The sequence below is a fragment of the Kribbella sp. NPDC031520 genome (assembly GCF_055580825.1).
In genome coordinates this window covers 201,760-225,036 of record NZ_JBVIKS010000002.1, presented here as the reverse complement: position 1 = coordinate 225,036, position 23,277 = coordinate 201,760, and the positions used below count along the sequence as shown (strand labels likewise).

General features: G+C 66.2%; 27 protein-coding genes and 1 pseudogene. 10 read left to right on the top strand and 18 right to left on the bottom strand.

Going from position 1 to position 23,277, the window contains the following annotated elements:
* Nucleotides 1–35: 35 nt before the first annotated feature.
* From ACZ5BU_RS09630 to ACZ5BU_RS09610, 5 genes are all read right to left on the bottom strand, one after another.
* Nucleotides 36–1,325: a serine hydrolase domain-containing protein gene (locus ACZ5BU_RS09630; RefSeq protein WP_465697132.1), complete on the bottom strand. Its 1,290-nt coding sequence runs from the start codon at nt 1,323–1,325 to the stop codon at nt 36–38.
* A 34-nt stretch (nt 1,326–1,359) separates the two neighbouring features.
* Complete coding sequence (locus ACZ5BU_RS09625; protein ID WP_465697130.1) at nt 1,360–3,087, bottom strand: ABC transporter ATP-binding protein; 1,728 nt, start codon at nt 3,085–3,087, stop codon at nt 1,360–1,362.
* Nucleotides 3,080–4,768 (bottom strand): ABC transporter ATP-binding protein, encoded by a 1,689-nt coding sequence (locus ACZ5BU_RS09620; RefSeq protein WP_465697128.1) that lies wholly within the window; start codon nt 4,766–4,768, stop codon nt 3,080–3,082. The genes ACZ5BU_RS09625 and ACZ5BU_RS09620 overlap by 8 nt, the downstream gene beginning before the upstream one ends.
* Before the next feature lie 286 nt (nt 4,769–5,054).
* The gene (locus ACZ5BU_RS09615) at nt 5,055–5,933 is read right to left on the bottom strand and encodes a phosphotransferase enzyme family protein (protein WP_465697126.1); all 879 of its coding nucleotides are present in this window, start codon (nt 5,931–5,933) and stop codon (nt 5,055–5,057) included.
* 96 nt (nt 5,934–6,029) lie between these two features.
* Complete coding sequence (locus tag ACZ5BU_RS09610) at nt 6,030–6,188, bottom strand: hypothetical protein (RefSeq protein ID WP_465697124.1); 159 nt, start codon at nt 6,186–6,188, stop codon at nt 6,030–6,032.
* 446 nt (nt 6,189–6,634) lie between these two features.
* Between ACZ5BU_RS09610 and ACZ5BU_RS09605 the strand changes: the two genes are divergently transcribed.
* The 6 genes from ACZ5BU_RS09605 (at nt 6,635) to ACZ5BU_RS09580 (ending at nt 11,125) form a co-directional block, all read left to right on the top strand.
* On the top strand, nt 6,635–7,408 hold the full coding sequence (locus tag ACZ5BU_RS09605; RefSeq protein WP_465697122.1) for a class I SAM-dependent methyltransferase: 774 nt from the start codon (nt 6,635–6,637) through the stop codon (nt 7,406–7,408).
* A gap of 421 nt (nt 7,409–7,829) precedes the next feature.
* Complete coding sequence (locus tag ACZ5BU_RS09600; protein ID WP_465697120.1) at nt 7,830–8,786, top strand: cupredoxin domain-containing protein; 957 nt, start codon at nt 7,830–7,832, stop codon at nt 8,784–8,786.
* 408 nt (nt 8,787–9,194) lie between these two features.
* Nucleotides 9,195–9,542: an ArsR/SmtB family transcription factor gene (locus ACZ5BU_RS09595; protein WP_465697118.1), complete on the top strand. Its 348-nt coding sequence runs from the start codon at nt 9,195–9,197 to the stop codon at nt 9,540–9,542.
* Nucleotides 9,532–10,026, top strand: a complete 495-nt coding sequence (locus ACZ5BU_RS09590; protein WP_465697116.1) for an SRPBCC domain-containing protein — start codon at nt 9,532–9,534, stop codon at nt 10,024–10,026. The genes ACZ5BU_RS09595 and ACZ5BU_RS09590 overlap by 11 nt, the downstream gene beginning before the upstream one ends.
* A gap of 102 nt (nt 10,027–10,128) precedes the next feature.
* Nucleotides 10,129–10,728 carry an acyltransferase gene (locus ACZ5BU_RS09585; protein WP_465697114.1) on the top strand — a complete coding sequence of 200 codons (600 nt, stop codon included), beginning with the start codon at nt 10,129–10,131 and terminating at the stop codon, nt 10,726–10,728.
* A gap of 187 nt (nt 10,729–10,915) precedes the next feature.
* The gene (locus ACZ5BU_RS09580) at nt 10,916–11,125 is read left to right on the top strand and encodes a hypothetical protein (protein WP_465697112.1); all 210 of its coding nucleotides are present in this window, start codon (nt 10,916–10,918) and stop codon (nt 11,123–11,125) included.
* A 16-nt stretch (nt 11,126–11,141) separates the two neighbouring features.
* Here the strand turns inward: ACZ5BU_RS09580 and ACZ5BU_RS09575 are convergent, their stop codons facing one another.
* Nucleotides 11,142–11,354, bottom strand: coding sequence for a hypothetical protein (locus ACZ5BU_RS09575; RefSeq protein ID WP_465697110.1), 213 nt, complete (start codon nt 11,352–11,354; stop codon nt 11,142–11,144).
* A gap of 131 nt (nt 11,355–11,485) precedes the next feature.
* On the opposite strand from ACZ5BU_RS09575, the gene ACZ5BU_RS09570 reads away from it, so the two are divergent.
* Both ACZ5BU_RS09570 and ACZ5BU_RS09565 read left to right on the top strand, forming a co-directional pair.
* Nucleotides 11,486–12,157, top strand: a complete 672-nt coding sequence (locus ACZ5BU_RS09570) for a ribonuclease FAU-1 family protein (protein ID WP_465697108.1) — start codon at nt 11,486–11,488, stop codon at nt 12,155–12,157.
* Between the two features lie 274 nt (nt 12,158–12,431).
* Entirely contained in the window at nt 12,432–13,241 is an 810-nt protein-coding gene (locus tag ACZ5BU_RS09565; protein WP_465697106.1) for an LLM class flavin-dependent oxidoreductase, read from the top strand.
* 16 nt (nt 13,242–13,257) lie between these two features.
* On the opposite strand, the gene ACZ5BU_RS09560 is transcribed toward ACZ5BU_RS09565, so the two are convergent.
* From ACZ5BU_RS09560 to ACZ5BU_RS09550, 3 genes are all read right to left on the bottom strand, one after another.
* Nucleotides 13,258–13,773, bottom strand: coding sequence for a GNAT family N-acetyltransferase (locus tag ACZ5BU_RS09560; RefSeq protein ID WP_465697104.1), 516 nt, complete (start codon nt 13,771–13,773; stop codon nt 13,258–13,260).
* Nucleotides 13,774–13,857: 84 nt separating this feature from the next.
* Nucleotides 13,858–14,310 carry a DinB family protein gene (locus ACZ5BU_RS09555; protein WP_465699226.1) on the bottom strand — a complete coding sequence of 151 codons (453 nt, stop codon included), beginning with the start codon at nt 14,308–14,310 and terminating at the stop codon, nt 13,858–13,860.
* A gap of 47 nt (nt 14,311–14,357) precedes the next feature.
* Complete coding sequence (locus ACZ5BU_RS09550) at nt 14,358–15,191, bottom strand: class I SAM-dependent methyltransferase (protein ID WP_465697102.1); 834 nt, start codon at nt 15,189–15,191, stop codon at nt 14,358–14,360.
* Between the two features lie 38 nt (nt 15,192–15,229).
* On the opposite strand from ACZ5BU_RS09550, the gene ACZ5BU_RS09545 reads away from it, so the two are divergent.
* Nucleotides 15,230–15,637, top strand: coding sequence for an NUDIX domain-containing protein (locus ACZ5BU_RS09545; RefSeq protein ID WP_465697100.1), 408 nt, complete (start codon nt 15,230–15,232; stop codon nt 15,635–15,637).
* 60 nt (nt 15,638–15,697) lie between these two features.
* Nucleotides 15,698–16,285 (top strand): GNAT family N-acetyltransferase, encoded by a 588-nt coding sequence (locus ACZ5BU_RS09540; RefSeq protein WP_465697098.1) that lies wholly within the window; start codon nt 15,698–15,700, stop codon nt 16,283–16,285.
* Nucleotides 16,286–16,299: 14 nt separating this feature from the next.
* Here ACZ5BU_RS09540 and ACZ5BU_RS09535 read toward each other — a convergent pair whose 3' ends face one another.
* From ACZ5BU_RS09535 to ACZ5BU_RS09495, 9 genes and pseudogenes are all read right to left on the bottom strand, one after another.
* The gene (locus tag ACZ5BU_RS09535; protein ID WP_465697096.1) at nt 16,300–16,788 is read right to left on the bottom strand and encodes a GNAT family N-acetyltransferase; all 489 of its coding nucleotides are present in this window, start codon (nt 16,786–16,788) and stop codon (nt 16,300–16,302) included.
* Between the two features lie 73 nt (nt 16,789–16,861).
* Complete coding sequence (locus tag ACZ5BU_RS09530) at nt 16,862–17,560, bottom strand: class I SAM-dependent methyltransferase (protein WP_465697094.1); 699 nt, start codon at nt 17,558–17,560, stop codon at nt 16,862–16,864.
* Nucleotides 17,451–17,816 (bottom strand): annotated as a pseudogene (locus ACZ5BU_RS09525) (helix-turn-helix domain-containing protein); the annotation flags it as partial. The pseudogene ACZ5BU_RS09525 and the gene ACZ5BU_RS09530, both read right to left, overlap by 110 nt.
* A gap of 131 nt (nt 17,817–17,947) precedes the next feature.
* Nucleotides 17,948–18,562: a class I SAM-dependent methyltransferase gene (locus ACZ5BU_RS09520; RefSeq protein WP_465697092.1), complete on the bottom strand. Its 615-nt coding sequence runs from the start codon at nt 18,560–18,562 to the stop codon at nt 17,948–17,950.
* Nucleotides 18,563–18,737: 175 nt separating this feature from the next.
* Nucleotides 18,738–19,361: an HAD family hydrolase gene (locus ACZ5BU_RS09515; protein WP_465697090.1), complete on the bottom strand. Its 624-nt coding sequence runs from the start codon at nt 19,359–19,361 to the stop codon at nt 18,738–18,740.
* Between the two features lie 186 nt (nt 19,362–19,547).
* Entirely contained in the window at nt 19,548–19,892 is a 345-nt protein-coding gene (locus ACZ5BU_RS09510; protein ID WP_465697088.1) for a VOC family protein, read from the bottom strand.
* A 93-nt stretch (nt 19,893–19,985) separates the two neighbouring features.
* Nucleotides 19,986–22,349 carry an ATP-binding cassette domain-containing protein gene (locus tag ACZ5BU_RS09505; protein WP_465697086.1) on the bottom strand — a complete coding sequence of 788 codons (2,364 nt, stop codon included), beginning with the start codon at nt 22,347–22,349 and terminating at the stop codon, nt 19,986–19,988.
* A gap of 20 nt (nt 22,350–22,369) precedes the next feature.
* Entirely contained in the window at nt 22,370–22,792 is a 423-nt protein-coding gene (locus tag ACZ5BU_RS09500) for a VOC family protein (RefSeq protein WP_465697084.1), read from the bottom strand.
* 9 nt (nt 22,793–22,801) lie between these two features.
* Nucleotides 22,802–23,245: a helix-turn-helix transcriptional regulator gene (locus ACZ5BU_RS09495; RefSeq protein ID WP_141860760.1), complete on the bottom strand. Its 444-nt coding sequence runs from the start codon at nt 23,243–23,245 to the stop codon at nt 22,802–22,804.
* Nucleotides 23,246–23,277: the final 32 nt, after the last annotated feature.

Sequence of the window (23,277 nt, the reverse complement as noted above, 5' to 3'; positions counted from 1 at the left end):
CATCTCCGTTCATGGGGTACACCACTCCAACGAACCTAAGCACCCCGTTCCGACAATTCGTAGAGCCGAACATTCGCGTACGTCGGCGGCGTCCGCGTCAGGTCGAGCGCCTCGCCGGTCGACGAGATGTACAGCCCGGGCCGATGCTCGCGCAGCCGGACCGTTCCGCCGATCCAGTGATCGAACATCAGTACGCCGTTCTCCTTCCGCAGCCGGGCGGTCCCGTCGCGAACCCCGGACACGTGGATCGCGTAGTCGCGGTTCCACGGCCCGTCCGGCGCAGCCGGCACCCGTTCCGGCAGCTCGTCGGCGGGCCGCGCGGGCGGCGGATCGTCCTGCGCCGCCTCTTCCCCGAGGAGGTCGCGGAAGATGTCCGAGGCAAGAGTCCACTGCAACGGGTGAGCCGTCGAGTTCGTCAGTACGACGACACCGATCCCGTGCCGCGGCGCCCAGTACATGTCGGCCAGGAACCCGAACCCACCACCACCGTGCCCACGCACCGGGATCCCGTTCGCCCGCGTCAGCGCGATCCCCAGGCCGTACTCCGTACCGGCGTACATCTCGGCAAACCGCTCACCGTCCTGAAGATGGAACTGCACGAATCGGCACGCATCGTCGACGCTCGTGTACAAACCGCCCGCGGCAACCACCGGCACCCGAACCGGCAACCGCGAGTACCCGGCCGAGTGCCCGATCGCCCGGCCGGCATCCCGCTTGATCACCCGGAAGTCGAACGTAGTCCGTTCGAGCCCGAGGGGCTCGAACAACCTCCGCCGCACGAACTCGTGGAACGGCCGCCCACTGCATCGCTGAAGAATGTATCCGGCCAGATCGATGCCGAGATTCGAATACTCGTACCGCTGCCCGACCGGAAAGCGCAACCAGGTGTCAGAAATGCTCTCGCAATGCGCCCGGAACGACCTGTCACCGACTCGATAGTTGGATCCGACCGGCGCCTCATGCGTGAAGCCGGCCGTGTGGCTGAGCAGATGCCGCAACGTGATCAACCGCTCTGGATGATCCTCGAACGAGCTGTTGACGCGGAACTCGGGGAGATACCGGGTGATCGGCTTGTCCAGTTCGACGAGTCCGTCCTGTACGGCGAGCAGCACCGCCGTCGCCGTGTACATCTTCGAGCACGACTGGACGGAGAACATCGTCTCGGTCGTGATCGGTACGCCGCCCTGCGCTCGCGTTCGGCCGAATCCGGCCGACCACAGCACCGAGTCCACATCACAAATCCCGAGCGCGAGCCCAGGCAGCCGATGTTCCGCCAGCAATGCAGGGACCCGCCGCTGCAGCTCCGCGATCACCTGCTCGCTCACGACAGACACAAGTCCTCTCTACAGCTCCGGAGGGTCAGGTCTCCGTGTGCCAGGCGTGCCAGAGCTGGCCGTACACGCGTCCGGCGCGTACGAGTTCGTCGTGTGTGCCGAGCTCTACCAGTTCGCCGGCTTCCATTACCGCGATGCGGTCCGCGTCGTGGGCCGTCTGGAGGCGGTGCGCGATCGCGATCACCGTACGGCCCCTCAGTACCGCGGCCAGCGACTGTTCCGTCCGGCGTGCCGTCTTCGGATCGAGCAGTGCGGTCGCCTCGTCCAGGATCAGCGTGTGCGGGTTCGCGAGCACGACCCGCGCGAGTGAGAGCTGCTGCGCGGCGGCATCGTCCAGGTCGGTACCGACCTCGTCCGCCAGCTCGTTCCACCAGGTAGCGCCGACGGCGGTGAGTGCGGCGTACAACTCCTCGCCCGAGGCGTCCGGTTTCGCGATCAGCAGGTTGTCGCGGACGGTGTCGTGGAAGACGTGATGGTCCTGGGTGATCAGTACGACGTGTTCGCGGAGCTGTTCCGGCGGCAGGTCGGCAACCGGCGTACCGCCGATCGTCACCGAACCGGTGTGCGGCCGGTCGAGACCAGCTAGGAGCCGGGCAAGCGTGGACTTTCCGGCACCTGACGTGCCGACGATCGCGAGGCGTTCGCCAGGTTGGACCTGCAGGTCGATGCCACGCAGCACGTCGCGAGCACCGGTGTAGCTGTAGTGCGCGTTCGTCACCTGGATCCGGTCGCCGATGCTCTCGGTCGGCAAGACCGGCCGGTTGTCGATGTGGAGGGCGGCGAGACCTTCGACGCGGGCGTACGACGCGCCGGCGCCTTGCAGCTGTTCGATCCAGAGCATCAGCGTGTCGAGCGGCCCGACGAGTTGACGCAGGTACACCGTCGCCGTCACGACGACGCCGAGGCTGACGAGATTGTTGGCGTACAGCGCGCCGCCGACCAGCAGCACGCCGACCACTGGCAGCGCGAGTGAGATGTCCGCCGATGGGAACAGGACCGTCCGCAACCACAGCGCGTCGAGCCGCGCGGCGCGGGCGCGGGCGATCGCGGTCTCGGTCACCTCCTGCCGACGGTGCTCGAGGCCGAGCAGTTCGACCGTTCGCGCGCCTTTCGCCGTACTGGCAACGGCATCGGCCAACTCGGCACCGGTTGCCGCGACCGCCAGGTACGCCGGTCGCGCGCGTCGCAGATACCACCGGACGGCCGCAGCGACACCGACCAGGCAGAGGATTCCGCACAGTCCGAGCCGCGGATCGAGGACGAGAACCGCGACGATGAGGAACAGCCCGTGGATGATCGCGACAATTACCTCAGGTACGGCGGATCGCAGCGTCGACGCAACGAGCGACGCGTCGGTGCTTCCGCGGGCGATGAGGTCGCCGGCCGAAAGGTGGTCGGCCGAGCGGGGCGGCAGCGCGAGGGTCCGGCTGAGGAAACGTTCGCGGACGCGGGCTGCCGTACGTTCGCCGAATCGGTAGCCGATCTTCAGCGCCCACCACGACAGCACTGTCTGTACGACGGTGAACACGAGCGCCCCGAACGCGAGCCGGTCGACTGCGCTGAGCACGTCGCTGCCGCCGGCCCTAATCGTGTCGACGATGCGCCCGAGCAGCCAGGGCGCGACCAGTCCGGCGGCTGACGCGAGGCCGTTGACGAGAACGATTCCGACAACTGCTCTGCGGTCGGCGCCAAGGTCGCGGAACGCGGCAGAGCGAACCTCGGCGGTGCTCGCGACCGGGAGTTGGCTACTCATTGCGGGACACCAGGTCGCGGTAGTGGGGATGGCTTCGCAGGAGAGCCGCGTGGGTGCTTGCCGCCGACACCTTGCCGTCCAGCAGAACGATCACCTCGTCGGCGCGATCCAGTACGAGCGGAGACGACGTGGTGATCACGGTCGTCGTACCGCTGCGGGCCTCGCGGATCCGATCGACGACGGCCGCTTCGGTATTGGCGTCGAGCGCTGAGGTCGGGTCGACGGCGAGGAGTACGTCGGGTTGGGTATAGACGGCCCGGGCCAGGCGAATCCGTTGGCGTTGTCCGCCCGACAGGTCGGTCCCGCCGGCTGCGATCGGCGTGTCGAGACCGTTGGGGAGAGCCTCTACTACGTCCTCGGCGACCGCTACGTGGAGCGCCGTACGGATCCTGTCGTCGTCAGGTTCCAGGCGTCCCGCGACGACGTCACGAACCGTACCGGCGAACACCTCGGCATCGTTGTCGGCGACAACCAATTGGTGCCGGAGCTCCACGCGGGAGAGCTCGTCGATCGGTATGTCCGCCCAGGTCACGGCGTTGGTCCTGACGTGACCGAGCCGTTCGACCACGGCGATCGCCTCCGTTGGCTTCGCGGCGACGAGCGCGGTGAACAGGCCCGGGCGGATGATCACGCCGGACTCGGGGTCGACCAGTGGGCCGGCCGGTATCGGCGTACGGCCCTTGTCCTCGTGGCCGACGGGCAGGTTGAGGAGGTCGATGATGCGCTGCCCGGCGACGCGAGCGCGGGCGAGATCGCCGCCGCCCTCGATCAGCGCCGCGACGGGGACGACCAGTACGGCGACGTACCCGTAGACCGCGACCACATCGCCGATCGTGATCGCGCCAGTGGCGGCCATCCGTGCGGACAACCACACGACCGCCGCGAGAAACAGTGCTGGCAGACCGGTCGCCAAGGCGCCGACCCAGCTCGAGGGGCCGGCGACGCGGTAGCCGTGCCGGACCAGGTTCTGCGACTCGCGTTCGTACCGTTCGGCGACGAAGGTCTTTCCGCCGAGGCCGTTGAGGACTCGCAGGCCGGCGAGTACGTCGACGAGGCGCGTCGTCAGCGTTCCTTGATGTGCGCGGTAGGTGCCGCCGGTGCGCTCGATGCGTCGGAGGAACGGGCCGACCGCGACGGCGAGCAGCGGTACGCCGGCCAGGACGACAGCGGCGAGCAGGGGAGAGATGGTGAACAGTACGACCGCGACCACGGCGTACGCGACGACCGCACCGATGCCCGGGCCGGTGACCGTGAGCGCCTGCGCAACCGTGTAGACGTCGGAGATGCCGACGGTGACGACCTCGCCTGCCGTCATACGCCTGCTCAGCGAGGCGCCGAGGCGGGACGTGTGCCAGACCGTCGCGCGGACGGACCGGAAGGCGGCGTCCATCCGGATCTTCGTCATCGTCCGGTGCCTGGCGATGCCGACGAATGCGTTGAGGACCGTGATCACGAGGAGCACCATCGCCCATTCGAGGAGCGCGTACGTGTCCCGTGCGACGAGTCCTCGGTCGACGGCGCGGGACAGCACCCAGGGCGGGATCGTGAGGCCGACCATCCAGCAGATCCCCAACGTCGCACCCAGCGCGACGCGGCGCGACTGCGACCGCGTCAGCCAGAACAAGTACCGGTACGGACTCGCCAGGTCCCCGCTCGTCGGCGGCACCCAGCGCTCAGACATCCCGTCCAACCACCGCCGACCCCGCACCATGCCGCAGATCCTGCCAGCTAGTGATCCCATTCACAAAGGGTCGGCCCGGCGCACAACCGTGTATTCAGGTGAAGAGCCCACGGTTCTCGTGGACCCACGAGACTTCCTCGCGTTCGCGGGCGAGTGCTCCGATTGATCATCCAGTCCCTGCAGGAGTTCCCAGAGCGGGATTCGTGTCGAGGCCCGGGGGAGAGGCAAGTCCGAACTCGGTCATCTGTCGCCGCAGATGACCGAGATCCGACACATCGGTCCAGTCTCACCGGCGCAACGCCGCGACGGCCCGCGCCGCCAGTTGTTCGGCGTATTCGGTGCTTCCGGGGTGCAGCCAACCTTCGTTGATGGTTGGCGTGTCGCCGTTGTTCACCGTCATCTGGAAATCGAGGCAGGCCAACCAGAGTGCTCGCATGTTGAGGATCTGGGGGAGCCGTTCGAGCTCATCGTCGCTGAGCTGGACATACTCGCGGTAGCCGCGCAGAACGGCGTCGATGTTGTCCGGATTGCCTTCCGCTGTGGTCCTCAGGAGCCAGGCGAGAGCGGGCAGTCGCGGCCCGCGCCCGGAGCCGGCCCAGCCTACGATCGTGAGCGCGCCGGGGACTCCGACGGCGGCCCACAGATGGTAGTTGCTGTGGGTGAGCGCTTCGGGCAGCCCTTCGGCGTCGTCAGCGTTCTCGACCTGATCGCGCAGCCATTCGAACTTCTCCATACCGTCGCGGGTCACTTTGTCCTCGACGCTGGCCAGAAAGCTCATCGCCGCGGCCAGATCCTGTTTCGGCCGGCCCACGTAGAAGCCGCCGTCGGCTTCCTCCGCGCCGCCGTCTCTGGCGACCGCGCCGTCGGCCAGGGGGAGTGCGTGCAGCCGCCCCAGCAAGGTGCCCAGTTCACGCGCGATCTCCGCGGATTTGTCACGACCGTACTCGTCGGTCGGGCGTCCGCCGTCGATGAACCGGGTCACGATCACCCCGCTGTCCTCGAACGTCGACACCGGATCATCGTGCGCGATCCGTTCAGCGGGAAAGTCGTGCGCAGCCAAGAACCGCAGGATCTCCGCGTCGCCTTCGACACGAGCGAGCTGGTCTGCCGGCGACGAGAACACCCGGGCGATCCATGGCGGACCGTCCTCCCGCCGGACAAACAACGTCGACGGGTAGTGGCCCGGCCACGAACCATGGGGCCGCGTAGCTGGGTCGTCGTCGATCGGTGCCAGCGAGCTGATCCGAATCCCGTACCGCGACTAGAGGTGGGTCTTGAGGTCGTAGCGCTCGAACGGGCGAGTGCGTGCGAACGGTGATCTGTTGATCTGCTCCAGATCGGCGAGTGCTTGGGTGTACCGCTGCCCGGTCTCGCGGGCCCGCTCGCGGACGGCGCGTTTGAAACTGCCCTGCTTGGTCATGACAAGCCTCCTCGACATGTCTTCGTCCCCCAGCGACGCGACACTCGATACAGGCTTGGACACCAACATTGGCCTTGAGGGCGGATTCCCCTTCGCCCGCTTGAAGACCTCGCTGGGGCAGGTCCTCAAAGGCTAGGCGCCGGCCGACGCCAAACCCCATCCTGCTAACCCACACGAACGAATGTCAACAACAGCGACGAACTACCAGACGAGTTCCGTCTAAATGGCTATGACCGGAAAGCAGTCGAGCGATGCGGCGCTCGGCGTACGTCAGGCTGAGGGTGGTGCGCGTACGGCGCGAGCTCCCCGTACGTGCGGGAGAGCGCTCCGAGCGATTCATCTGATGCGGCACGCAGCGGGCATGCGCGGACGGGTTGTCCTTGCGAAAACCACTCGTGTCCGGCTCGCTCCGCTGATGGACTGACGTCCCACCGTGAGTCTGCCGCGTGACGGAGGTCGTGGTTGTGACGGATTATGACGTGCTTGCCGAGGTGTACGAATGGCTCATCTCAGACGCAAAGTTGCCTCCAGCCGAGTTCGCTGCGTCGTTCGATGACGTCCTCAGTCTCCTGCCGTCGAACGCTCACGTCCTCGACTGTTCGTGCGGAACCGGACAGTTGGCGGTCGGCCTCGCCGGTCTCGGCATGCAGGTTGTCGCAACTGACGCCAACGAAGCGATGGTTCGTCGGACTGCAGAGTTGTCTGAGGAGTACGGGGCATCCGTCCGGGCCGTGCGGGCGAACTGGGAAGAGTTGCCCGACCATTTCGAGGACGACACGTTCGACATGGTGTTCTGCGTTGGCAACTCGCTTCACCATGCTGCGGGCGTGACAGGCAGGGGTGCTGCTCTGGAGTCGATGTCACGCCTTCTGCGCCCTGGCGGGCGCTTGGTACTCACATCCCGCACTTGGGAACTCGTGAGGGCGAGAGGTTCCCGGCTCGACATCAGAGACCGACTCGTCCGGCGGAACGGTCGCGATGCCGTCGTGGTCTACCGCTGGGAGATTGCGCCGCATTGGGAGGAGGAGCACCACATCGAGATTGCGATCGCGCAAGTTGATCCGACTGGGTTGGTTCTTGTCCGCTCAGAACTGCTGTCCTGCTGGCCCTACCGGTACGAGGAACTCGAAGTCGAGCTGCACCGGGCCGGACTCCGGACGGAACTGAGCACGTTCGATCCTGAGGCCGAGAACTACATGGTGGTCGCGAGCAAGGTATAGACACCGGACTCTCAGCTCCTGGCCGGACCGCGCGGTTGCTCCCTCTCATCGGTTCGGGTTCAGGCGGTCAACGCAACGCCTCGGACGAAGGAGCTGCGATACGCAGACTCGTACCGGACACTCTGCGTATAAAGGTCGTGCGTATTCCGGTGTCTGTAGGTCGCTCGATGACCGGCCGGAGGGAGCCGAGCGGGTGCTACGGACTCTCCGGCTCGGCGCCGCTTCTCGTCCCCGTCCGAGTGTGCGTGCCTCCAGCCGTCGACCTCTTGACGGTCGGGACTCGGGCGATGGACTCTCCATATGTCGGTCCAGGCCTGGGGGCGGATGGCTTTGCCCGACGCATCAAGGGGGCATTGACGTGCGCAGCAACTCTCCGAAGCGGCCGGGACCGTGACCGTAAGCCCAGCGTTAGGAGTGTCCCATGTTCGGTAAACCCGTTGGGCGTCGGCTTGTCATGGCCGTCGTCTCCATCTGCGCCGTTATCGTGCCTGTCGCCGCGGGTTCAAGCGCCTCGGCGGCCACTGCCAGACCAGTCACGTGGCATGTCCGGGTCGGCGCGGAGACACCGGACATGGCGGTGACCGCCATGGCATTCCTTCCCAAGAACGTCTGGGTCAATGCAGGCGACACGGTCCAGTGGACATCCAACAGCGCCGAGCCGCACACCGTCACCTTCCTCGCGCCGGGGACGGCATTGCCAGAGTTCAACCCGTTCGACCCGTCCCAGACCAACCGCCAGGGTTCATCGGTCCACGACGGCACCGGCTACCTCAACTCCGGCATCATGGCCACCCAGCCGATCTTCGTCTTCACGAACCCCGCGGCCACGTATCACCTGACCTTCACCAAGACGGGCGACTTCACCTACTACTGCCTCCTGCACGGCCTGATGATGACCGGCACAGTGCACGTCCGTCCCGCCGGCACTGCCTACCCGTTCACCCAGCAGGACTACGATCGGGTGGGCACGCAACAAGCCCACGCCAAACTCTTCGCCGGTCGCACCGCGTGGCGCGAGGCCCGGCAGGCCCAAGCCACCACCGGCTCCACTGTGCAGGTCGCGGTGGAGGGAGAAGGCTTCGGAGTGATGCGGTTCGTACGTGACCACCTCGTGGTGCATGTTGGCCACACCGTGTCGTTCTTCGTGGCTGGGCCAGGCGCACCGCACACCGTGACCTTCGGACATGAGCCACCCGGACTCGCGATCCTTGTCCCGTCCGGCGACCCGACCCACTACGCCGGTGGGGATCTGAACAGCGGCGTCCTCACGCCGGGAACGCCGTTCAAGGTCACCTTCACCACCACGGGCACGTTCCACTACATCTGCGCCATCCATGACGACATGGGCATGGTCGGCGACGTCGTAGTCGAGCCCTGACCCGCCCGGCCGCCGAGTGCACGACGTCATGGGCCGAGCCGCAAACTCCTGCACTCGGCGGCCCGAGGCCACACCAACCGAACTCGCCCCTCCGGAAGCCGGCGCCACGACTCGGGGTGCCGTCGGTGCCGTTAGGCGGGGTAGTGGTTCCGTGGCTGCGTACCTGATCATCTGATGCGGTGCGCAGACTAATAGTTGACATAATGTTCATTATCGGCGCTTAACTTGGGCGAGTGGAACAGCTGAGATCACTCGTCTCAACGTGTCTTCGTGCTGTTTCTGCAGGCCACCCAGCACCCGTCTGGTCGCGGACCTCCCGCCCGAACATGCCGATGGGCGGTCGTCCAACGGAACGTCGTTCGGCGTCCGCAGCGTTGACATATATCCATATGGCGATATGTTTGAGTGGTGGCCCGCGCCTCGACAACGTCGGATGTCTTCAACGCAGTCGGTGACGTCCACCGCCGCGCAATCCTCGATGTGCTGCTCACAGGCGAGAAGGCGGTTGGGGCGATTGCCGGCGATGTCTCGCTGTCGCAGCCCCAGGTCTCGAGGCATCTACGGGTGCTCGGTGATGTGGGACTCGTGAGATGCCGGGCCGAAGGCCGGCGCCGCCTCTACCGCCTGGCCCCGGAGCATCTTCAGCCCTTGCACGACTGGGTGGCCAAGTACGAACGGGTGATCAACGACCGGCTGGATCGGCTCGAGGACTACCTCCAGGAGCTGCAACGACAAGGAGACGACAGTGACACCTGATCGGCATGGTTCTGCAGTCATCACATTTCCGAACGAGCTCGAGGTTGTCATCACCCGACAGTTCGACGCTCCGATCGCGCTCGTCTTCGACGTGTTGACCAAGCCCGAGCATGTGAGCAAGTGGGGTGCGACTCCCCCGGACCGGATGACGGAGTGCACAATCGACTTGCGGGTCGGAGGGAACTACCGCTCTTCCTTCGTGACCGGAGACGGAGACGTGTTCTCGTTCAGCGGGACCTACCTCGAGGTCGAGCCCCCGACCCGGACTGTGCAGACGTGGCTGTTCAACGGCTGGCCCGACACGGAGGCGGTCGAGACCATGGCACTGCAAGAGAGCAATGGCCTGACCACCCTGACGTGGAGCCTTGCGTTCGCTGACAAGGCGGGACGCGACCACATGACCAGATTCGACGGCCGGCAAGACAGCCTCGACGAGATGGAAAACATCCTCAGGTCAGTCCTCGACTCCAGCCGCGCCCAATAATGGGAACCCACGGCTCATAACGCGATCCGCTCACGTGCTTTGACGCAGACGTCACCAGCCCATGTCCAGGTCAGCCAGCGCTTGCTGCGTAGGCTGGCGCGTGTGGAGGAGCTTCGTGGGCAGCTGAAAGTCTGGGTGCAGAAGTGGCTTTGGTACCAGCGAAGTTCGCTGCCTTGGAACCGGGGGCGGGTCAACTGGGAGCTGATGCGGCGCGGGGCGTTCGCGCGGTGGCCGTTGCACGGGAACGTGCTGGAGGCTTTGCAGGACGGGCGGCTCGAGGTCGGCGCCAACACGATGTTCGAGCCCAACGTCTGGATCACCATAGGCGACGACGGGCAGGTGCGGATCGGCGAAGGCACGTTCCTGAACGTCGCTGTGATGGTCGCGGCGCTCGACCTGGTGGAGATCGGATCCCATTGCATGCTGGCGAACGGGTGCTTCGTGACGGATGCCAATCATCGGTTCGACGATCCGGATCGGCCGGTGCCGTGGCAGGGGTTCGATTCCAAGGGGCCGACGCGGATCGGCGACAACGTCTGGCTGGGCGCGAACGTGGTCGTGACCAGTGGGGTGACGATCGGCGAGAGGTGCGTGATCGGCGCCAACAGCGTTGTCACGCAGGACATTCCGTCGTACTCCGTCGCGGCCGGCGCGCCGGCGAAGGTCCTGCGAGCCGTCACCTACCCGAATGCCCACCCCTGACCGTCCTCAGTACTGCGCTCACGCCGTCAGCAGGTCCACCGCCGACGTGGGTCGGCAGATCGTGGCGAGTGCTCTCGTCTGCCGCGATCCAGTCGGTCTTCAGCACGCGCGCGGCTCGGCTCCGGGCCCAACGCCGGCGCGATCAGATTCAGGTGCGATCGTAGGAGATGCCTCAAGGGTGAAGAAGATGAACCCGATGAAGCGGGTGGCGTCGCTCGGGGGCAGCAGCTCAGGCGGCGTGTCCGGTGACACCGGCGGCTCGCTGATCGCAGAAATCCTGAAGCCCGCAGCGGTGAACGACTCCGACATTGCGCTCAGCGAGCGGTACCAGATCGTGAGTGTTGCGGAGACGCCGTCGAAGTCGTACTCCTCCGTGTTCGGCGAGGTCGCGAAGTAGTCGACGTCGGGGTACATCACCGGAGGGATAACCGGGTGGTTGACCACCACGACCAACCGCAGCCGGCATCCAAGATCCGGCGCCCGGCGACGTCACCCAGCAGGTCGAGCACCGCCGGCCGGGCGTACCACCGGGTGAACAGGCCGTTCTCGTTCGCGCGCGCATACGCCTCGGCGAAGCTGTCGTAGTGGTCAGGTTGCTGCTCGGCGGTCTGCGCCTCGGAGGTCATGCCGAGCCAGTGTGCCAGCTCCGATGCTCTGATCCACCGACGACTTGCGTTGGCTCTGTCTTGAGGAATGAGGCTACGGCGCTTACGGGCGATCAATCGTCCAATCCATTCACCATGACAAGATCGATCGAGTGATCGCTGACGCGTGGGACCGTGAGAACAATCGAGCTGGTCACTACAACCGCGGCGACGTCGTACTGCGACGGTCGCGCCGCGGCCACGTCGTTACTTGGGTACAAGCCACACGCGTCGTACGCGATGACGAGAACGGCCTACTGTTGTGGCTCCCGGCGGGTTCAGGATTCGGGCACCGCGCTGACGATCAAGGACGGGCGACACGCGAGGAGCCGATCGACGTCGTCGCGGCACGCCCGCTGGTGGCAGACCTGTGGAAGCACAACAGCGTGTTGATCTGGAATCCGGCCGGTGCGGCGCACTCGTTGTGGTGGTTCTTCCATGCGAAGGGTTTCACCGGCTGGTACGTCAACCTGGAGGTCCGCGGACCGCGCTGGAGCGACGGTCAGCGCCATGGCATAGATGTCGCTGATATGGGCCTCGACGTCGTCGTCGACCCTGACCGAACCTGGCGCTGGAAGGACGAAGACGACTTCGCGGCTTTCACCGACGCCCCGGGCTACTGGACCGCCGCTCACGCAGTTGCCGCCCGCGCTGAGGGGCGTCGTGTCATCGCACTGGCCGAGGAAGGGAGGTTCCCGTTCGACGGGACCTACTGCGACTTCGCCCCCGATCCCACCTGGTCGCTGCCGCAGCTACCGACGGGCTGGGACATTCCGCCTACTTAGCCGCCCCGGTCATCGAACCTGTCCGGGCAGGATGCGCGTGGTGCCGTGATACCTCGCGCCCGCCTACTCCCGGCACGTCAACTCCCGTTCCTGCCAGTTGATCTATGGAAGCGGCAAGACTCGTTGGACCGGCTGTTGGCAGTCTCTGCGCCCTGGACCAGCACCCACGCTGACCCGATGTGTCGAACTTTTCTTGCTGGTGTCGGATTCTGGTTGACCGGTTCGTCGATAGGGAAACGGACCGAACAAGGCCCCCGAGTCAAGGAGAACCGTGATGCCCAGTCGAGCAACCAGGCCGTTCCGCTTTGGGGTCGTTGCCCCGGTCAGGTCGGACTTGCCGACGTGGAGGGAGCGCCTGCGGCGTATCGCCGACAGCGGTTACTCAACGTTGCTCATGCCCGACGTTCCTACCTGGCAACCAACTCTTGGCCCCACGTTGGCAACCGCGGCCGCGCTCACTGACCTGCGGATCGGTTCGTGGGTCTATGCGTCGGCGCTGCGCGAACCATTGACCACAGCATGGGAGGCCCACTCACTCTCGGTACTCACGGAAGGTCGCTTCGAAATGGGTATCGGCGCCGGCCGTCCTGGGATCGAAGTCGAGATCGGGCTGCCCGCGGTCTCCCCCGCTGAGCGTCGTTCGAGAATGCGCGAGACCGTGGCCGAGCTGCGTAGGTTTGACGGCCCCGATCTGCACACGCCTGTGGTCATGGCGGTGAGCGGACCGAAGTCGCAGGCGCTGGCGCTCGAAGTCGCTGACACAATCACGTTCGTACTCGCGCCAGATACTGACCGGAGCGAGATCGCGAACCGCGTGCACAACTTTCCCGCCGAACGTGACGTCGAGCTCGCCGCGCACGTCTCCGCAGTTGGTGACGGTGTCGCCCCGTTCATGGCGGCGCCCAACCTCGACACCGCGGCGCTCCGTGCGGCCGACTCGCTCCTCATCCTTCCGAGTGATCCCGCGGCAGCCGCCGATGAGATTCAACGACGACGCGAGGAGATTGGCTTCTCCTATTTCGTCATCGGCGCCGACTTCGCCGACACACTCGCCCCAGCTGTGGCCAAACTGGCCGGACAGTAGGCAGCGTTGCCCGGATCTACGGCAAGTGCACGAAGCCGACGTAGTCCGCCCCGGCCGGCCCCGGACGCGAAGTTCCGTCCCGGGTCCAGCCGTGCCGCTCGTAGAACCGGATGGCACGAGAGTTCCGCTCCCAGACATCCACCTCGCCCACGGCGTCAGCCTGGCGTGCGATGGAGACGAAGCGTGCCATCAGGGCGCTACCCACGCCGCTCGACCAGTGGCCCGGCTCGACGAAAATCCCGACGAGTCGCACGCGCGTCTCGTGAGGCGCGTTCGTCGGAAACACTCCGTTGGCATCGAGCGTGATCACACCGACGATCTCGTCGCCCATGACAGCTACCAGCACGGCGAGTCGAGCATCCACCACCATCTCGCGCCACGTCGCCCGGTACTTCTCGTCAGGAATCACCGCCACCTCGTAGCCACCGGCACCGTAGTACACAGCCCGCGACCGGGCATGCAGCTCCGCAAGCGCATCGCCGTCGCCAGGTTCTGCGTCTCGAATGCGGACTACCTGAGTTGGCTCTGCCATGAGGTACGAGCCTACGACTCCAACCTAACCATCAGGATCAGCTCATGCCGGTACTGCTGGAGATCCTCCGCGAGCTTGCGGCCGTCAGTACCCACGCCCGCCGTCGAGTTGCTCACGCAGGATGTCCAAGTGGCCGAGGTGACGGGCTGTCTCCTCGATCATGTGCGTCAGGATCCATCGCACCGATACCGGGGCGAACTGTGGTGGCGTGAAGTGCTGCATCGTGTCGAGAGTCAGTCGGGCAACGATGCGCCTCGACTGTGCACACTCGGCGTCGTAGCTGCTCAGCAGGTCGGCGATTCCGCAACCACCGGTAGACCAACCTCCGTCCTGGTCCCGCGCGGAGGGCCCGTCCGCAAGAGAGGGAAAGCTCCCACTGAACCAGTCGTGTTCGGTCTGCCGGAGATGCGAAACGACCCCGGCGATTGTCATGCGTGGAGACGTGTCCAGCAGGGCGCGAGCGGCCAGTACGTTCGGCAGGCCGTCCACCTTTCGATGCACTGTTGCTCGTTGCCAATCGAGGAACCCGGTCAACACTCCGCGCTCGTCGGCGGCACCGTCAGGAAAGACGCGCTCCACCTTCGTCAGCCTTGCATATTCAAGCTGGATGGGACGGGTGTGGGTAGCGGTCTGAGTTTGAACATCAGGATGCCGAGGTGTTTGTTCATCCAGGACTGTTTGTGTGGGTGACGCCGGCCGGCGTCGGCGGGCAGTTGAGGCTCGACCGTACGTTCGATCCACAGGCCTGCTGCGCTGAAGGCGTTGAGCAGATCCGACATCGTGTACGGCTTCTTCGTGAGGGCGACCTCGTCGTTCCAGCCGCGATGGCGAAAGTCGAACGAGTCGGTCGAGAAGTACTCCTCCCCCAGCGACGTCCCGTTCTGTTCGGCCCGTTCGATCGCATAGCGAATCGGCTGGGTTCTGGTCAGCAGAATGAAGCCACCGTCGGCCAGCATGGTCCGTGCCGTCCGCAACGCATGCACCGGGTCTTTGGCGTACCCGAACGACTGCAGGAAGAGGATCCGGTCGAACCGCCGCCGCGCCAGGCCCGGCACCGAGGCCAGATCGGAGAGATCGCCCGGGACAAGTTCCAGGCCTGCCGGCAGCCGAGTGATGAAGTTGCCGCTGATATCGACTCCCACGGATCTGGTTGCACCGTCGAGAACCAGTTCGGCGATCTTGCTTCCGTTGCCGCAACCGGCGTCGAGTACCGACAGTCCCTCGACATCGCCCAGCAGCTCCCGCTGTGCAGGCCACTCGACCAGCCGATCCAGCGAGTCCTCCCGAGCTCGCGCCTGTTCGTAGCCTGAAGCAAGCTCCGCCCACGGCCGGCTCGAGTCGCTGCCGCTCTTGGTCTCCGCCGTCGGGTGAGAATCGTCTGACGTCACGGAAGACAACATAGTCGCGCACTCGCCCACGGGGGTGAGAGAGCTGGTTGCCGCTTAGAGTGCGGCACATGGTTGCTCGGGTTTCGATCTCGGTCGGTGCGCTGGTGCGGGACGGTCTAGTGCTGCTGGTGCATCGGCACCCGTCGCGTCGGCACTATCCGGACTGTTGGGATCTTGTCGGTGGGCATGTGGAGTCCGGTGAGTTGCCTCAGGATGCCGTGCGTCGGGAATGCTTCGAGGAACTCGGCGTCCGCGTCCACGACCCCGTCGTCCCCATCCCGATGGCGGTCGCCGATCCGAATCTCGACATGCACGGGTTCCTCGTCACGCGCTGGGACGGAGAACCCGTCAACGCCGCACCCGATGAACACGACGATCTCCGCTGGTTCCGACCCAGCGAACTCACGGACCTGAAGCTCGCCCACACCACCAGCCTCACGAACATCCTGTACGCCGTTCAGACCGCAACCGCCTAGCCGACGAACCCGCACGACTAGCGGACGCAGACCGTCCGGAATCGGGCGTACGTTGTCGGCATGTCCGACTTCATCGTCAAGGCGCTCACGTCGGAGACGTTCGACGACTTCGCGGCTCTCGTCGAACGGAACGGCGGTATGTTCGCCGGCTGCTGGTGTACGAAGTTCCATCCCGACTGCGCTGAGAAGGGCGAGAGCGCCGAGGCGAGGCGGGCGCTCAAGCAGCGTCTGGTGGCTGACGGGATCGCCCACGCGGCGCTGGTCTACGACGGCGACCGGGCCGTTGCGTGGGCGGAGTACGGAACGCCCGAGGAACTGCCTGACATCCATCACCGCAAGGAGTACCTCGCGACGGCCGAGCGCCTGCCCGATTACCGCATCACCTGCATCCTGGTCGAGCGCGGCCTTCGCCGTCAGGGCTTGGCGGCGTTCGCGCTACGCGGGGCCGTCGAGTTGATCGCAGAGGCCGGTGGCGGTCTGGTCGAGGGCTATCCGCACGACACCGGAGGGGTCCGGAAGAAGAACTCGTCGTTCCTCTACAACGGCACTCGATCGATGTACGAGCGTGAGGGCTTCAGGTACGACCGGCCCAAGGGGCTGGGGAACTGCGTGATGGTACGCGAGGTCGGGCCTAGCGTGCGCCGCTGAGCCGTCGACACCCGTCAGTGCAATTCCTTGCGCAGCAGGGTTATCTGCGTTTCGTACCGGCTTACGGATCCGTCGGGGGCTTCCTGGTCCCAGGCGCCGGGCTCACTGCCGCTCACCACGTACCCCAACCGCTCGTACAACGCGAGCGGCCGCGCATGGTTGTCGTCGACGCCAAGCTCGGCCCAGTGGAGGCCGCGTGCGCGGATGCGTTGCTCCAGGGCCTCGATCAGGATGGTGCCGATTCCGCAGGACCGCAGCTCAGCTTGGACCGACAGCTGCCAGATCGTCGCCGCACCGGGTGGTTTTGTGTAGTCGGCTCCCCCGACGGCAACCGGCAGACCAGACGGCGGACAGACCGCCAGGTAGTCGACCTCGCCGCGACGGGCGCGCCGGATCGCTTCGGCGACGGAGGCGAGATCCGTGGCTGTTCCGTACCAGCCGAGGGCCGGCAGATCATTCTCGGTCAGGTCGCGCACGGTCAACGGGACGACAACCTCAGCCATGTCCAAAAGCCTAGAACCCGTGTCTAGCTGGATTCTTTCTGGAGGAGCTGGCGGGAGGAGGCAAAGCCGAGCCTCAGCACGCCTCGAGTACGAAGAAGATGAAGCTGATGAACCGTGCTGGGTGCTCCACACCTTGTGGACGCAGTTCGACCGGTGTGTCCGCAGCGATCGGCGGCTCGCTGATCGACGCGATGCGGAAGCCCGCCGCTGTGAACGCGTCGGACATCGCCTGGAGTGGCCGGTGCCAGATCGTGTACACGACCGTCCGGCCGGCGTGCTCGGCGTCGAACGAGAACTCGGCGACGTCGAAGTACTCGCCGTCGGGGTTCAGCGCCGTGTACACGAACGGATGGTTCAGCGACAGGATCAGGCGGCCGCCCGGCCTCAGTACGCGGCGCAGCTCGGCCAGCGGCTCGGTCCAGTCCTTCAGGTAGTGCAGGGCGAGGGAACAGACCACATCGTCGAACGCGGCGTCGTCGTACTGGAGCGGCTCCGCCAGATCAGCCACGGTCAGGTCGGTGTCGTCGCCCAGCCTTCGACGGGCCAGTTCGAGCATTTCCGAACTCAGGTCGAAGCCGCTGATGATCGCGCCTCGGTCGCGCAGCGCCGCCGCCAACGGACCGGAACCGCAGCCGACGTCGAGGATGCGCCGACCCTCCACGTCACCGGCGAGGTCCAGCATCGCCGGCCGTTCGTAGTGGCCGTTGAGCAGGTTGACCTCGTTGTCCGCGGAATACGCCGCAGCGAACTCGTCGTAGTCGGTCTTCGGCACCTAGCGCTCCTTCAACTTTGGCGAGGATTCCGGCAGCGATCAGTACGACGTCATGCGCGGCCAGAATGTTCAGTAGGTGCGGGAAGGTACGCCGGTACGCGGTCGGTGAGGTCTTGATGTGTTTTGCGAAATGCTGGCGCATCGCGATCGACGTACCGAACCCGCAGTGCCGTGCGATTTCCTCGATGGACAGGTCTGTTGTCTCCAGCAACTCCTGCGCACGATGCACGTGCTGCCGCGACAGCCACTGCTCGGTCCGTACGCCGAGCGCTGGGTGCGATCGCTCGAGGCCGGACGAATCACGAGATCAGGCGCCAGATTCATCGCGATGTCCGGCCCGAACGCCTCACTCCGAACCGTCGCGCTCACCCGAACCACTCCCTTGGCTTACGTCTGAAGGGTCGCCTTCCACACTTCGACAGACGGCCACACGGACGCCCACTCGGGCGCCACGTAGTCGTACTCGGAGCGGGAGCCGGCGGGTACGACGTACTCGACGAGCTCGTCGACGACGAACCCGGCGGCTCGGAGTACCGCGATCATCGGACCGGTCGGTAGCTGGAAGTGGGTACCACCGTCGGCGCGGTCGATGCGGGCGACGTCGGCGTACGGGCGGCTGAGCCGGCGGGTCGCGGCCGGTGCGTCCGGTGGGGTGCAGAGTTCGACCAGCGTCGAGTTGCGCACGAAGCTCAGCCGGCCACCCGGTCGGAGCAGCCGCGCCGCCTCTGGTATCCAACGGGCCGGGTCACACCAACTGCTGGCACCGTACTCACTGATCACGATGTCGAAGCTGTCGTCCCGCAACGGCGCCCGCTCCGCATCCGCAAGAACCAACGGGAACCGCGGCCCGAAGTCCTCCTGCAACCCGCGGGCCGTCGCCAGCTGCTCGGCCGACACATCAACCCCTACCGGCCGCCCACCGGCGCGGCTCACCCAAGCCCCGACGTACCCCGTACCGCACCCGAGGTCGACCACGTCCTTCCCGCCCACCTCCCCCAACACAGGAAGCTCCTCCTCCGGCGTCCCCCAGATCCCCCACCGAGGCTCCCCCACCCACAGCTCCGCAGCCACCCCACCAAACTACCGACTGTGCCGCCCATCCCAAACCACCCGATTCCGCTCCTCATATCCACCCACAACCACCAGTCAACCGCAGAGCGCGGGTCGCCGGGTACGTTCAGCCGGCGGTGATGCGTGCGTCCACGCCGTGGGTGGTGAAGGTCTTGTGGAGCATCGTGTGGCCTTGGGTGAAGGTCCATTGTTCGGCTTTGAGGCCGGCGGTGTGGGCGGCGTCAACGTTTCGGGGGGTGTCGTCGATGAAGAGGATTGTGTTCGGGGCGGCGCCGATACGGGATGCGGCTCGGGTGAAGAATTCTGGGTCGGGTTTCGCGACGCCGAGGTCGTACGAGTAGCAGCTGACGTCGAAGAGTTCGTCGTAACCGAGGGTGGTCCGCATGTGCGTGCCGCGGTACACCTCCTGGTTCGTCCCCAGGTGTACGCCGTACCCGTTCCGCCGGAGGGTGCGGACGATGTCGAGGGACTCCTCGATCAGCACGATGTTCTTCCACACGGCGTCGTACACCTCGGTCACCGGTTCACGTACGCCGTACCGCTCCAGCGCCGCCGCCAGCACCGGAAGGTAGTCGCCCCGTCCCGCGAGCATCGGCAGCTCGTCCGACCAGGTCTCGCGCAGGAACTCCTCTGCCCGCTCCCCCAGGTAAGGCTCCATCGCCGCACACCACCCACCCGGCAGCTCCTGCAACACCCCATCCGCATCGAACAGCACGTGCTCAATCGGCATCAGTTCCCCCTGGATCGACGGGAGGCGGGTTGTTGCAGGGGCGGCCTGCTACAACCCGCCGGCGCTCACACAGTCTGCCAGGCGTCCTCGACCTCCTCAGCTTCAGCCGAGTCGTCGTCCGGTACGTCGGCCTCCGCGGGTGAGCCGTACAGGGCGGCCCGGATCTCGGCGGGGAGGTTGCACATGTCAGGACGGGTCTTGGAGGAGGCCGAGGACGTTGCCGTCGGGGTCGGTGACGAGGGCCACCAGGCGGCCGTTGGAGACGTCGCGCGGGGCCTGCTTGAGGGTGCCGCCGGCCTCGACGATCGCCTTGATGCGGTCCTCGATGTCGGTGACGTGCCAGTGCGCGACCGGCGAGGTCATGTCGCTGTTCGGGACCAGGCCGATCTGCTGGCCGGCGGCCTCGAAACCGACGTAGTACGGCGAGTCCGCGACCGGGTCGACGCCGAGCAGGGCGGCGTACACCGGCTTGGCCTTCTCGAGGTCGGTCACCGGGTGAAGGATCGTCTGGACACCTTGCGTGCTGGTCATTTCGTCATCTCCTGTTGGTCGGGGCCGCGGCCCCTGAGGTTCGATGACTCCACGCTATTTCCGCGCCCCCACCCGGTGCTTCTCGATTCCTGATCAGTTGGCGACGTACTCCGCGAGGTGCTTCCCGGTCAGCGTCTTCGGCTTCTTGATCAGGTCGGCCGGGGTGCCCTGGAACACGATCTTGCCGCCGTCGTGGCCGGCGCCCGGGCCGAGGTCGATGATCCAGTCGGCGTGTGCCATCACCGCCTGGTGGTGCTCGATCACGATGACCGACTTGCCCGAGTCGACCAGGCGGTCGAGCAGACCGAGGAGCTGCTCGACGTCGGCCAGGTGCAGACCGGTCGTGGGCTCGTCGAGGACAAGGATGCCGCCCTTCTCGCCCATGTGGGTCGCGAGCTTCAGCCGCTGACGCTCGCCGCCGGACAGCGTGGTCAGTGGCTGACCGAGAGAGAGGTACCCGAGGCCGACATCGGCCAGCCGTTCGATGATCTTCGCAGCGGCCGGTACCTTCGCGGCGCCCTCGGCGAAGAACGGAAGCGCCTCCGCCACCGGCATCGCGAGCACCTCGGCGATGTTCTTCCCGCCGAGCGTGTACTCGAGTACGGCGGCCTGGAACCGGCGCCCCTCGCACTCCTCGCACGTCTGCTCGACGGTCGCCATCACGCCCAGCTCGGTGTAGACGACACCAGCGCCCTTGCAGGCCGGGCACGCGCCCTCGGAGTTCGCGCTGAACAGCGCGGGCTTCACACCGTTCTCCTTGGCGAAGGCCTTCCGGATCGGCTCGAGCAGACCCGTGTACGTCGCCGGGTTGGACCGCCGCGATCCACGAATCGCGCCCTGGTCGATCGCCACCACGCCTTCCCGATCAGCGATCGACCCGCGGATCAGCGAACTCTTCCCGGACCCCGCGACCCCGGTGACGACGGTCAGCACGCCGAGCGGTACGTCGACATCGACGTCCTGCAGGTTGTTCAACGAGGCTCCGCGTACCTCCAACGCACCCGAAGCAGACCGGACAGACGGCTTCAAGGAAGCACGGTCGTCCAGGTGCCGACCGGTCAGCGTCCCACTGGTCCGCAGTTTGTCGAGCGTTCCCTCGAACACCACCTCGCCACCACCGGACCCGGCGCCCGGGCCGAGGTCGATGACGTGGTCGGCGATCGCGATCGTCTCCGGCTTGTGCTCGACGACGAGGACTGTGTTGCCCTTGTCGCGCAGCTGCAGGAGCAGTTCGTTCATCCGCTGGATGTCGTGCGGGTGCAGACCGATGGTCGGCTCGTCGAACACGTACGTCACGTCGGTCAGCGACGACCCGAGGTGCCGGATCATCTTGGTCCGCTGCGCCTCGCCGCCTGACAGCGTCCCGGCCGGCCGGTCGAGCGACAGGTACCCGAGGCCGATGTCGACGAACGACTGGAGCGCATGGCCGAGCGCCTTCAGCAGCGGGGCGACCGACGGCTCCTTCAGGGTGCGGATCCAGGCGGCCAGGTCGGTGATCTGCATCGCGGTCAGGTCCGCGATGTTCTTGCCGTCGATCTTCGACGACCGGGCCTCGGCGCTGAGCCGGGTGCCGTCGCAGTCCGGGCAGGTCGTGAATGTAACCGCGCGCTCCACGAACGCCCGGACGTGCGGCTGCATCGCGTCCACGTCCTTGGACAGGAACGAGCGCTGGATCGCCGGGATGATGCCGTTGTAGGTGAGGTTGATGCCCTCGACCTTGATCTTGGTCGGCTCCTTGTGCAGGAGGTCGTGCAGCTCCTTCTTGGTGTACTTCTTGATCGGCTTGTCCATGTTGAAGAAGCCGGAGCCGCGGAAGATCCGCCCGTACCAGCCGTCCATGCTGTAGCCGGGGATCGTCAGCGCGCCCTCGGCCAGCGACTTCTCGGCGTCGTACAGCGCGGTCAGGTCGAAGTCGGTGACCGAGCCCATGCCCTCGCAGCGCGGGCACATGCCGCCGGCGTACACGGCCTCGCGGACGACCTTCCGCTCCCCGGCGCCCTTGTCGGCGGTCATCGAGCCGGTCGCGGTGCGCTTGGGGACGTTGAACGAGTACGCCGTCGGCGGGCCGATGTGCGGCTTAGCGATCCGGCTGAACAGGATCCGGAGCATCGCGTTCGCGTCGGTCGCCGTACCGACGGTGGACCGCGGGTTCGCCCCCATCCGCTCCTGGTCGACGATGATCGCGGTGGTGATGCCGTCGAGTACGTCGACCTCCGGGCGCGTGAGCGACGGCATGAAGCCCTGCACGAACGCGCTGTACGTCTCGTTGATCAGCCGCTGCGACTCGGCCGCGATGGTGCCGAACACCAGCGAGCTCTTGCCCGACCCGGAAACCCCGGTGAACACGGTCAGCCGGCGTTTCGGGATCTCGACGCTGACGTCCTTGAGGTTGTTCACCCGGGCGCCGGTGACCCGGATCATGTCGTGGCTGTCGGCAACATGCTCGTCGCGGCTCATAGCTTCCTCTCCCCGAGCGTTCAGCGGGCCTGGTTGATCCGGACGTGGTTGCCGGCCGGGTCGCGGAAGGCGCAGTCGCGGACGCCGTACGGCTGGTCCACCGGCTCCTGGATCACCTCGGCGTCACTGGCCTGAAGCCGGTCGAACAGCCCGTCGACGTCATCGGTCTGCAGCACCACGGTGGCGTAGGTGCCCTTGGCCATCATCTCGAAGATGGTCCGCCGCTCGTCCTCGGTGATCCCCGGGTCCACGGCCGGCGGGGTGAGCACGATCGAGGTGTCCGGCTGCCCGGGCGGGCCGACCGTGATCCAGCGCATCCCCTCGTACCCGACGTCCATCCGCACCTCGAAGCCGAGCAGGTCGCGGTAGAACTTCAGCGACTCCTCGGGATCGGTGTGCGGCAGGAAACTGTTCAGGATCTTCAGACTCGGCGTAGAACTCATGGGGTCACGCTACGTGCCGGAGGCCGGAGATGCTTCTCGATTCCTGATCGGTCGCGTGACCTGTTTCGCGACACACGACGGAATGCCGACGGTGGCATCGGCCGCGGCGTCCTTGTAGACGCTCGGCGGCATCCCGACCAGCTCGGTGAACCGGGTGCTGAACGTGCCGAGCGACTGGCACCCGACCTCGAAGCACACGTCGGTGACGCTCATCCCGCCGCGCCGCAGCAGCATCATCGCCCGCTCGATCCGGCGCGTCATCAGATACCCGTACGGCGACTCTCCGTAAGCACGCTTGAATTCCCGGCTCAGGTGCCCCGCCGACATGTGCGCACCCCGCGCGAGCGCCTCGACGTCCAGCGGCTGCGCGTACTCCCGGTCGATCCGGTCCTTCACACGCCGCAGCCGCGCCAGATCCTCCAGGCGCTGCGCATCCGTCGTCCCGCTACTCACAGCAGAAATCCTGCCATCTCGACCAAGCGAAG

What these genes read in the sequence shown, in the direction of transcription:
- ACZ5BU_RS09505 (WP_465697086.1), bottom strand. Translation starts at nt 22,349, where the DNA reads ATGAGCCGCGACGAGCATGTTGCCGACAGCCACGACATGATCCGGGTC.
- ACZ5BU_RS09575 (WP_465697110.1), bottom strand. Translation starts at nt 11,354, where the DNA reads ATGACCTCCGAGGCGCAGACCGCCGAGCAGCAACCTGACCACTACGAC.
- ACZ5BU_RS09500 (WP_465697084.1), bottom strand. Translation starts at nt 22,792, where the DNA reads ATGAGTTCTACGCCGAGTCTGAAGATCCTGAACAGTTTCCTGCCGCAC.
- ACZ5BU_RS09625 (WP_465697130.1), bottom strand. Translation starts at nt 3,087, where the DNA reads ATGAGTAGCCAACTCCCGGTCGCGAGCACCGCCGAGGTTCGCTCTGCC.
- ACZ5BU_RS09545 (WP_465697100.1), top strand. Translation starts at nt 15,230, where the DNA reads ATGGTTGCTCGGGTTTCGATCTCGGTCGGTGCGCTGGTGCGGGACGGT.
- ACZ5BU_RS09620 (WP_465697128.1), bottom strand. Translation starts at nt 4,768, where the DNA reads ATGTCTGAGCGCTGGGTGCCGCCGACGAGCGGGGACCTGGCGAGTCCG.
- ACZ5BU_RS09540 (WP_465697098.1), top strand. Translation starts at nt 15,698, where the DNA reads ATGTCCGACTTCATCGTCAAGGCGCTCACGTCGGAGACGTTCGACGAC.
- ACZ5BU_RS09560 (WP_465697104.1), bottom strand. Translation starts at nt 13,773, where the DNA reads ATGGCAGAGCCAACTCAGGTAGTCCGCATTCGAGACGCAGAACCTGGC.
- ACZ5BU_RS09565 (WP_465697106.1), top strand. Translation starts at nt 12,432, where the DNA reads ATGCCCAGTCGAGCAACCAGGCCGTTCCGCTTTGGGGTCGTTGCCCCG.
- ACZ5BU_RS09535 (WP_465697096.1), bottom strand. Translation starts at nt 16,788, where the DNA reads ATGGCTGAGGTTGTCGTCCCGTTGACCGTGCGCGACCTGACCGAGAAT.
- ACZ5BU_RS09515 (WP_465697090.1), bottom strand. Translation starts at nt 19,361, where the DNA reads ATGCCGATTGAGCACGTGCTGTTCGATGCGGATGGGGTGTTGCAGGAG.
- ACZ5BU_RS09610 (WP_465697124.1), bottom strand. Translation starts at nt 6,188, where the DNA reads ATGACCAAGCAGGGCAGTTTCAAACGCGCCGTCCGCGAGCGGGCCCGC.
- ACZ5BU_RS09600 (WP_465697120.1), top strand. Translation starts at nt 7,830, where the DNA reads ATGTTCGGTAAACCCGTTGGGCGTCGGCTTGTCATGGCCGTCGTCTCC.
- ACZ5BU_RS09580 (WP_465697112.1), top strand. Translation starts at nt 10,916, where the DNA reads ATGAACCCGATGAAGCGGGTGGCGTCGCTCGGGGGCAGCAGCTCAGGC.
- ACZ5BU_RS09510 (WP_465697088.1), bottom strand. Translation starts at nt 19,892, where the DNA reads ATGACCAGCACGCAAGGTGTCCAGACGATCCTTCACCCGGTGACCGAC.